The organism is Aurantimonas sp. A3-2-R12 (assembly GCF_036016755.1).
GTDB lineage: Bacteria > Pseudomonadota > Alphaproteobacteria > Rhizobiales > Rhizobiaceae > Aurantimonas > Aurantimonas coralicida_A.
Window position 1 is genome coordinate 1 of record NZ_JAYXIH010000077.1, and the last position, 8,852, is coordinate 8,852.

Consider the following 8,852-nt stretch of genomic DNA (forward strand, 5'->3'; position numbering starts at 1 on the left):
GCCCAGATCCGAAGCGGCCGACACCGCCGTAGTGACTCCGGGCGGCCTGTACCTCTCGTCATGATGCACATTGTCTCGATCGATTGTTTGACCTTGCGCAAGTCGCGGCGGAGTTCGCTGTGGTCTGGTCATCTGAGACCGTCAATCACAAACTCGCCCTGGCGGAATCTCCTTCTTTCCTTTGACTTACGTCAATACGCGGTACCGCTGCCTGCGCCATCATCACCAATGCAATCACTATGCGCCATCAGTGGGCATTGGAGGAAAGCCGCATGCCGAGATTTATCCACATAGATATCTCCGCTGAGGATCCCCAACGCGCGGTCGACTTCTATACAAAGGTCTTTGGTTGGCACGCTCAGAAGCTGGAAGGGCCGATGCCTTACTGGCTGATCCGCACCACCTCAGCGAACAACGACGAGCCCGCCATCAACGCCGGCGTCGCGAAGCGCGAAGAGGCATGGCAAACAGTGACGCCGACGATCGATGTCCCATCCGCCGACGCGTACACAAAGAAGATAGAAGCGGAAGGAGGCTCAATTATCCAGCCCAAAACATTGATTCCTGACATTGGCTATCTGGTCTCTTTCAAGGATACCGAGGGCAATGTTTTCGCGATTCTGGAACCTGTCGAGGGCAACCCGTTCGCCGGCTATTAGCTTTTCGCCGCTTCAGTTGCCGCCCGGCCCGCCCACCACGACGGCGCCGTAGCCGGACATGGTCGTCGGCGATCGTATAAGCGGCGATCCTGCTGGTTGCCGGATAGCTCGAAGGTCTCTCCAACCTGGCTTGAGACGGGGCAACGTGGAACCAAGACTTCAGGCGTCCCGTCCACGCCGATGTCTGAATCGTGCCAATGTCGCGAACCTCCGCAGGATGGCACGGCATCCCCTGTTCGCGGCGCGCGGGATGACCCCGGAATCGGATGTGCCGATGAGTTCAATGCTCAAGTATAGTCTAAAGATCGCCCTTCTAGTCGTTGCACTGCTGGGTCTTTTCGCGGGTCTAGGCCTGACGTTTGCGGAACTGCCGCGCTTGGCGGAGACTATCTGGATTGCTGGCGTTCTGCCCGTCCTCGCCGCATTGGTGGTGGAGATCGTTCGGAGTCTGCGGCAAGGCGAGGTCGGGCTCGACATCGTCGCCGCACTGTCGATGTCGGCGGCGCTGCTGTTCGGCGAAACGCTCGCGGCGGCGGTCGTTGCGCTGATGTACTCCGGCGGGACTTTCCTTGAAAGCTTCGCGGAGGGCCGCGCCCGCCGCGAGATGAGCGATCTTCTCTCCCGTGTGCCCCGCACCGCCACACGTCACCGCAACGGCGCGCTCGACGAGGTGCCTTTGGATGACGTTGAGCCCGGCGACCTTCTGCTGATACGGCAGGGCGATGTTGCGCCCGTCGATGGCACCGTCGACAGCAATCGCGCAATGATCGACCAGTCGGCGCTGACCGGCGAGTCGATGCCCATCCACCTGGAGCGTGGACAGGACGTGATGAGCGGCTCGACCAACGCGGGCGAACCCTTCGATCTGCGCGCCAATCGAAGCGCGGCGGACAGCACCTATGCCGGGATCGTCCGCTTGGTGGAGGGAGCGCAACGGTCCAAGGCGCCGATGGCCCGGCTCGCGGACCGGTATTCGCTGCTCTTCCTGCTGGTCACGGTAACGCTGGCGACGGCGGCGTGGTGGTTCACGGGCGATCCGATCCGCGCCGTGGCTGTTCTGGTCGTCGCCACTCCATGCCCTCTCATCCTCGCCGTCCCGGTCGCCCTTGTCGCAGGACTGTCCCGCGCGGCGCATTTCGGTGTGCTGATCAAGGGCGCCAAACCGCTCGAGGCTCTGGCGCGTATCCGGACGCTGATTCTCGACAAGACCGGCACGTTGACCGGCGGGCGCCCGCAGATCGTTTCGATCGAATCCTATGGAGCACTGTCGCGGGACGAGGTCCTGTACTTCGCGTCCGCCCTGGATCAGGCGTCCAAACACCCGATCGCGCAGGCCATAGTCGCCGCGGCCCGGACGCGCGGCGTCGTCTTGCCGGTGCCGCTCGACGTCGAGGAGATGCCCGGCGAAGGCGTCGCGGGGAGTGTGGACGGCCGGGACGTCGTGGTGGGCGGCGCGGATTTCGTGACGGCGCAGGTCAATCTGCCGGGTGTGAAGCATTACGCGCGGGAAGCAGGCTCTGTCCTCGTCGTTCTTGCCGTCGACGGCAGGCTTGCTGGCCATCTCATGATGGCGGATGCGCTGCGGTCGGGGACGGCCGAACTGCTTGCGGGCCTGCGGCGACTGGGCATCCGGCGTATCCTGCTGGCGACGGGCGACCGTCGGGCCGTGGCCACGGCCGTGACCGTGGGGCTTGGGCTCGACGCGGTGAGAGCCGAATTGACCCCGGATCAGAAGGTTCTACTGGTCCTGGCCGAGCGAAAGAACGGTCCCGTCATGATGGTGGGCGATGGCGTCAACGACGCGCCGGCGCTTGCGGCCGCGGACATCGGCGTCGCCANCCCGGATCAGAAGGTTCTACTGGTCCTGGCCGAGCGAAAGAACGGTCCCGTCATGATGGTGGGCGATGGCGTCAACGACGCGCCGGCGCTTGCGGCCGCGGACATCGGCGTCGCCATGGGGGCCCGCGGGGCGGCCGCTTCGGCCGAGGCGGCCGATGTCGTCCTCCTGGTCGATCATCTCGACCGGCTGCTGCCCGGATTGGAAGTGGCCCAACGGTCCCGCCGGATCGCGCTGGAGAGTGTATTCGCCGGGATCGGCCTCTCGATCGCCGGAATGGTCGCTGCGGCTTTCGGCTATCTCACGCCGGTGCAGGGGGCACTGCTGCAGGAGTTGATCGACGTCGCCGTCATCCTCAACGCGCTCAGAGCGCTGAGGATTATGCCTCGGGAAGCAGTGGGTAGCGCCCCCGATGTGCGATCCTGCCAGCTGACCAGCCCGTCGCCCGAACCGAATTCCTCGACTGCTTAAATCCGTAGAACCACACCGGTGGCAGGCTGAACCATTCGCGCGGTTTCCGCTCCGGCGCTCGGACTTGCAAAGAGCTTTGACGGAAGAAGTTGACGTCGATCAATGCCAAGATGGCGCGAATGGTCTCTGATGTTGGGACTGCGAAGCGGATGTGCCAGTCGCAGATCGGCACGCCGTATAGCGGTGTGACGAAGTCGAGTGGATCCGGGAAGCGGAACGGGAAGGATGTCCCGGTTTCGTCGATCATCGGGATTATCGCCGCTTTATCCAGTCGTCAGGAGCCGTGCATGAGTTATGCGTCGATCTTGGTGCATGTCGAGAACGATGCCGCGTCCTCACACACCCGGCTCGACCTCGCCGTCGCTCTTGCCCAACGCTTCGACGCGGCTCTGATCGGAGCCACCGCCGCCACGTTCCGTCCACCGCCGGTCGACGCGTTCGGCGGTGTGGTGTTTGTCGATGTCCTCGCCGACGAACGAGAGCAGATCGCCGCCGAACTGCGAGACGCCGAAGCGCGATTTCGTTCACATTGTGCCAGCCGGACCCTCGCGACGGAATGGCGCTCCGCGATTGATATGCCTGCCGAAATGCTGGCCCGCGAAGCCCGTTCGGCCGATCTGATCGTTATCGGGCGCGATCTGGATCGCCAGCGTGCCGACGTTTACCGGACTGCCGATCCCGGCGCGGTGATGATGGCCGCCGGTCGACCGGTCCTCGTCGTTCCGGCAGGCACCGGCGCGCTTTCTGCCGAGCACGTGGTCATCGCCTGGAAAGACACGCGCGAGGCGCGCCGGGCGCTTTGGGATGCGTCGCCCTTTCTGCGGGCGGCGGCCAGTGTCCATGTCGTCGAGATCGCCCGGGAAGCGGAGTTAGACGCCGCGCAAGCGCGCACTGCGGATGTCATCCGTCATCTCGAGCGTCATCAGGTCAAGGCGCGCTCGGATGTGCGCGTACAGCGGGAGGCGTCCGTGGCCGACGAACTCATCCTGATTGCCGAGCAGAACGGTGCCGACCTCATTGTCGCAGGCGGATATGGCCATGCTCGCTTGCGAGAATGGGTCTTTGGCGGCGTTACCCACGACCTGCTGCGTCGCTGTCCGAAATGCTGCCTCCTATCCCATTGAGCAAATCCGCCTGTCGACGACCTGCCTTGCATGTTGTGGCCCATCACACTCGATCGTGCCGATCGCCGGCTCGGGCTTGCCGCGCAGGGCGGGGCAATCCAACAAGCGCTGAACACACATGACCTGGAAGAACTCCATCCTGCGGGAGTCCGACACATGCTGGCGGATTGAAGACGCGACCAAGGTCGCGCTGCTGGTCGACGGCTGGGCGTACCTGCCGGCCATGCGCGCCGCTATGGAGCGGGCCGAGCATTCCATTCTCCTTATCGGATGGGACTTCGACGCGCGTGTGCCTTTGGGGCCCCCAACCGACGAGAATGGAGATACCGAACCGCTCTGCGATCTGATGACGCGCCTGTTGGCGCGAACCCCAGATCTCAAGGTCCATATTCTCATCTGGAAGATGGCGGTTGGCTACAGCATCCAGCGCCGAGACAGTCCCCAGCGTGCGGCGCGATGGCTGCCCCGAGATCGTCTGGAATATCGACTGGACGGCGGCCATCCGGTCGGTGCTTCGCACCATCAGAAAATACTGGTCGTTGACGACAGCGTCGCATTTTGCGGAGGTTCCGACTTCACGCGCAACCGCTGGGACACATCCCTGCATCTGCCGGCCGATAGTCGCCGCCGCACGCTCGACGGGAGCATTTACAAGCCCCGACACGAGGTGATGCTCGCCGTCGCGGGACCAGCAGCGGCGGCTCTCGGCGAACTGGCGAGACGACGCTGGCGTCGCGCCACCGGTATTCAACTTCCGCGGCCAGTCCCTGCAACGCCCGCTTGGCCGAAAGATCTTGCATCCGACATGAGCGACGTCAGATTGGGGATCGCCCGGACCGAGCCCGCCGACAGGCGGGGGGCTGCCGTCAGGGAAGTGGAAGCCCTCTATCTCGCCGCGATCGCCGCCGCCGAACATTGGATCTACCTGGAGAATCAATACGTCACGTCGCCGGTCATTGCCAACGCCCTGGCACAACGTCTCGAAGAGCGCGACGGCCCGGAAATCGTCGTCGTATGCCCGGCCCGAAGCGCTGGAATCATCGAACGCTTGGCCATGGACCGCCCTCGCATCCCCTTGATCCACTCGCTCCGTGGCAAGGACATTCACCAACGGTTGCGGGTCTTCGCCCCCATGGCCGCGATCGATCTGCCGATCACGGTGCATTCCAAGCTGATGGTCGTCGACGATCGGTTTTTGAGAGTTGGATCCGCCAATTTGAACAATCGGTCACTCGGCCTCGATACGGAATGCGATGTGGCGATCGAGGCCGGAGCGGACGATCCGGCAGCGAGACGGCGAATTCAGATGCTTCTGAGCCGGCTCGTGGCCGAACATTTCGGTCGCTCCGCCGAAGTCTTCGCCGCCGAGCTGGAGCGATCGGGCAGTCTCATCGCGACGATCACTATGCTCAACCAAGCAGAGGGAAGGCACCTCGATCCGTTCCCGGCGCTGCGGCCGGGCTGGCTCGATCGATTGCTTGGGCGGACGCATTTCTTCGATCCGTTCGACGCGGCCGACAATTGGCGGCCATGGCGTCGCCTCCAGGGCCGACCACGCTAATCATCAGGATTTGGACCGCGTCGGACCCCGCGTTTGACTGAAATCAATGCCTGCGATGGTCGACCGGGTGAGCTTGCTTGCACCCTGACTTGGCCGCTGCCGTGTCGGTTTCCAGGATCGTTGGGGCCGCAATCGCGCAACTGTCTACAGTCAGGAGGGAACGAAGCCGGTGACGACACTCGTGCAGACATCCTATCCGCTTCGACGCCTGTTTCGCCGGCTCGACTTCGCGCCCCTCCCGAGAGATGACTTCCTGGGGCGCCTGCTCACCGTCTGGCAAGCGCGACGAGATGAGTTGATTTTTCCCTCGGAAAGGGATCTCGACATCGAGAATCTCGATCCACAGGGCACGTTTGCTTTCGTATATGGCGTGGCGGGGCAGGGGCAAAATTATACTCTTCGTTCCGGCGCCAAATCGGTAGATGCGGTTCTCGGCCACTGCGAGGTCGGGGCGAGCTTGGCCGCCGCGCCACGCCGTCGCGGGGCGGTACGGCTCAGGCGTTTGTTCGAAGTCGTCCAACAAGCAGGCGAACCCTTGCTTGCGGAATTTACGCTCGACGAGGCGGGCGGCGAGGCAAACGCGGTCGAGATCCTGCTGGCGCCGCTCTCCGAGGACGGCCATACCGTCGACGCGATTGTCGGTGGGTTGTCGCTTCGCCCGATCGGAGCGGACGGACTGAGCCCGAAACGACGTGCCGTGGTCCACCCGGACGGTCCGATGCTGTTCGCGCTCGGTTCCAGCGCAGCCTTTGGAGAGCGTGTCGCTCGACATCTCGGCATCATGCTTGCGGCTCACGAGGAACGTTTCTTCGAGGACGGCGAGCACAAGGCGCGACCGCTTGTCAGTGTTCGTGACCGCGATGTTTATGTCATCGACAGCCTCACCGGCGATCTGCGGCACACGAGCAACGACAAGCTGTGCCGGCTACTCTTCTTCATCGGCGCTCTGAGGGACGCGGGCGCCGGCCGCGTCACCGCCGTTGTTCCCTATCTCTGCTATTCCCGCAAGGACCGGCGGACCAAGAGCCGCGACCCGGTCACGACCCGCTATGTCGCCCAACTGTTCGAGGCCGTCGGGACGGATCGTCTGATGACCATGGAGATTCATAATCTCGCCGCCTTCCAGAACGCCTTTCGCCATCCGACGGTCCATCTCGACGCCAACAGCGCCTTCATCGGTCATTTCGCGAAAGAGATCGGGGACGCGCCGGTCGCGGTCGTCTCGCCCGATCTCGGCGGCGCCAAGCGGGCGGAGATCTTTCGCGAGCGGTTGGAAACGACGCTCGGCCGTCCCGTCGCGAAAGGCTTCATGGACAAGCAGCGCAGTGGTGGTGTCGTAACGGGAGACCTCTTCGCCGGCGATGTCGACGGCCGCATGGTGATCGTGGTCGACGATCTGATCAGCAGCGGGACCACGATGGCTCGGGTCGCGGCGGTCTGCCGCGAAAGGGGGGCCACAAAGGTTTCGGTCGCGGCGACCCATGGCGTGTTCGCCGAAGGCGCCGATGCACTCTGGAGCGAGGCGGCGATCGACGCAGTCGTGATCACGGATACCGTGCCGCTGCCAGAACTCGATGCCGCCGCGGTCGCAAACCGGCTGGTCGTGCTGGAGACGGCGGACATATTCGCCGATGCGATCACGGCCTGTAGTGGTGCGGATACCGGCCTTCGCCGTCGGCCCTGACGCGTCGGGACGATCACGTCCCGAGCGGAGGATGCCGGCGTGCTGGCCTCAGCTCAGATGACGTTGGATTTCGCCAACCGGGTGCTTCGTGAGGTCCTTGTCGATCTCGGCGACGATCAGCTTGCGGACCGCGTCGGTGAAGCGGCCTCGCAAATCCGCCAAGGCCTTCGGCGGCGCCACGACGATCAACGCCCGCACATTTTCCCGGGCGCAGAGCCGGTCGATCTCCTCGGCCACCTTGGATGCGAACGCCGCTTCGGCCGCGGCATGCCAGTCGGTCTGCCCGACGGCGCTGCGCCGTCCCTGGGTCTGCGTTCTGCCGGGCTCGTCGCTTCCCTGCTCGCTGGTGGGCGGGTTGTCCGGCGCTTCGAGAACGTGCTCGACCGTTAGATTCGGATTGAACGGGCCGCCTTCGTTTCTGAGAACAAGGGCCTTGCGCCCGTCGGCAACGAGAACCCGCGCATGGTGCGGAATTTTAACCGTGGTCATGGCGATGACACTTCCTGCGTTCGATGATCCATGATCACAGGGTAGCCGCGTTGGCGACGCCCGGTGTTGACAAGGATCATGTCCGCTCGCTCCCATGTGGCGAAATCCGACCGTGCCGTTGCCACCCGGGCCGCAGGGCGACAGCGCCGCCTGGCTATCGCAGGGATTCCTCCGCCACGGTGAGGTATCGGCTCGCGAGCGGTTCCCACTTGTCCGGTTCCCGTGGCGCGGCGTCGAGAAGATGGGCGAGCGAGAGCCGGGCGCGCAACACCGCGCGAAAAGCGGTGTAGAACGCGACCAGTCGCGGCGGCGGGTGATCGCCGAGTTGGTCCGCGACCCGCTCGACGAGCGTCGGTCCGATGGAGGGCGCGCCCAGTATTCGGCATTCCAGGCCGAGAAAGGCCAACTCGTCGAACGGATCGACGAGGCGCAACTCCGGACTGAATTCGAGGCAATCGAAGACCACGATCGGGTCGGTCAGACAGATGTGCTCTGGGCGCAGGTCGCCATGCCCCTCGACGATGCGGCCAGCCCACGCCCGTTCCTCGATCAGCGGGCGGTCCTCTGCCATTCTCTGGTCGAGTCGGTCCAGCACCGTGGGAAGGCGCGCGTGATCCACCGCGAAGGCGCGCTTTGTCAGGATCGCCCGGTTTTCCGCCTGCTGCGCCATGAGACGGTCGACATAGGCAGTCGGATCGACGGCGGGATGGTCGGCTGAACGGTAGAACCGCGCCAGGAGACCCGCGAGCTGGTCGGTCTCGGCCGCGCCGATGCGGTCTTCCTGAAGCATTCGGTCGAACATCCGGTCCGCCGGCAGGCGCCGCATGACCACAAGCCAGTCGACCACTTTTCCGCGGCCACCCAGCGCCAGCACGCCGGCGTCGTCCTCGCTAAGGGGCACGGTTCCCAGATAGATGCGCGGCGCGAGCCGCCGGTTGAGACGAACTTCCTCGCGGCAATTGGTCTCGCGGGCAGCCAATGTGGTGAAATCCAGGAACGGGAAGCGGACCGGCTTCTTCAGCTTGTA

The 8,852-nt window shown here is 64.3% G+C and carries 8 protein-coding genes; 5 read left to right on the forward strand and 3 right to left on the reverse strand.

The genetic code is table 11. The features are described 5' to 3' along the window. Positions 1-272: 272 nt before the first annotated feature. The 4 genes from VSX60_RS21435 to VSX60_RS21450 all read left to right on the forward strand — a co-directional run bounded on the left by VSX60_RS21435 (position 273) and on the right by VSX60_RS21450 (position 5,652). Positions 273-659 carry a VOC family protein gene (locus tag VSX60_RS21435; protein ID WP_327626284.1) on the forward strand — a complete coding sequence of 129 codons (387 nt, stop codon included), beginning with the start codon at positions 273-275 and terminating at the stop codon, positions 657-659. A 274-nt stretch (positions 660-933) separates the two neighbouring features. Then, a complete protein-coding gene (locus tag VSX60_RS21440) occupies positions 934-2,967 on the forward strand; it encodes a heavy metal translocating P-type ATPase (RefSeq protein WP_327626285.1) in 2,034 nt (677 codons plus the stop codon). Between the two features lie 287 nt (positions 2,968-3,254). Then, a complete protein-coding gene (locus tag VSX60_RS21445) occupies positions 3,255-4,091 on the forward strand; it encodes a universal stress protein (RefSeq protein WP_327626286.1) in 837 nt (278 codons plus the stop codon). A gap of 118 nt (positions 4,092-4,209) precedes the next feature. Further along, a complete protein-coding gene (locus VSX60_RS21450) occupies positions 4,210-5,652 on the forward strand; it encodes a phospholipase D-like domain-containing protein (protein ID WP_327626287.1) in 1,443 nt (480 codons plus the stop codon). Between the two features lie 43 nt (positions 5,653-5,695). Here VSX60_RS21450 and VSX60_RS21455 read toward each other — a convergent pair whose 3' ends face one another. Beyond that, a complete protein-coding gene (locus VSX60_RS21455) occupies positions 5,696-6,172 on the reverse strand; it encodes a hypothetical protein (RefSeq protein WP_327626288.1) in 477 nt (158 codons plus the stop codon). Positions 6,173-6,187: 15 nt separating this feature from the next. On the opposite strand from VSX60_RS21455, the gene VSX60_RS21460 reads away from it, so the two are divergent. Further along, positions 6,188-7,336: a ribose-phosphate diphosphokinase gene (locus tag VSX60_RS21460; RefSeq protein ID WP_327626289.1), complete on the forward strand. Its 1,149-nt coding sequence runs from the start codon at positions 6,188-6,190 to the stop codon at positions 7,334-7,336. Positions 7,337-7,384: 48 nt separating this feature from the next. On the opposite strand, the gene VSX60_RS21465 is transcribed toward VSX60_RS21460, so the two are convergent. Continuing rightward, complete coding sequence (locus VSX60_RS21465) at positions 7,385-7,825, reverse strand: host attachment protein (protein ID WP_327626290.1); 441 nt, start codon at positions 7,823-7,825, stop codon at positions 7,385-7,387. A gap of 154 nt (positions 7,826-7,979) precedes the next feature. Beyond that, the coding region (locus VSX60_RS21470) for a hypothetical protein (RefSeq protein ID WP_327626291.1) at positions 7,980-8,852 on the reverse strand (873 nt) is incomplete at its 5' end.

What these genes read in the sequence shown, in the direction of transcription:
- VSX60_RS21435 (WP_327626284.1), top strand. Translation starts at nt 273, where the DNA reads ATGCCGAGATTTATCCACATAGATATCTCCGCTGAGGATCCCCAACGC.
- VSX60_RS21445 (WP_327626286.1), top strand. Translation starts at nt 3,255, where the DNA reads ATGAGTTATGCGTCGATCTTGGTGCATGTCGAGAACGATGCCGCGTCC.
- VSX60_RS21450 (WP_327626287.1), top strand. Translation starts at nt 4,210, where the DNA reads ATGACCTGGAAGAACTCCATCCTGCGGGAGTCCGACACATGCTGGCGG.
- VSX60_RS21465 (WP_327626290.1), bottom strand. Translation starts at nt 7,825, where the DNA reads ATGACCACGGTTAAAATTCCGCACCATGCGCGGGTTCTCGTTGCCGAC.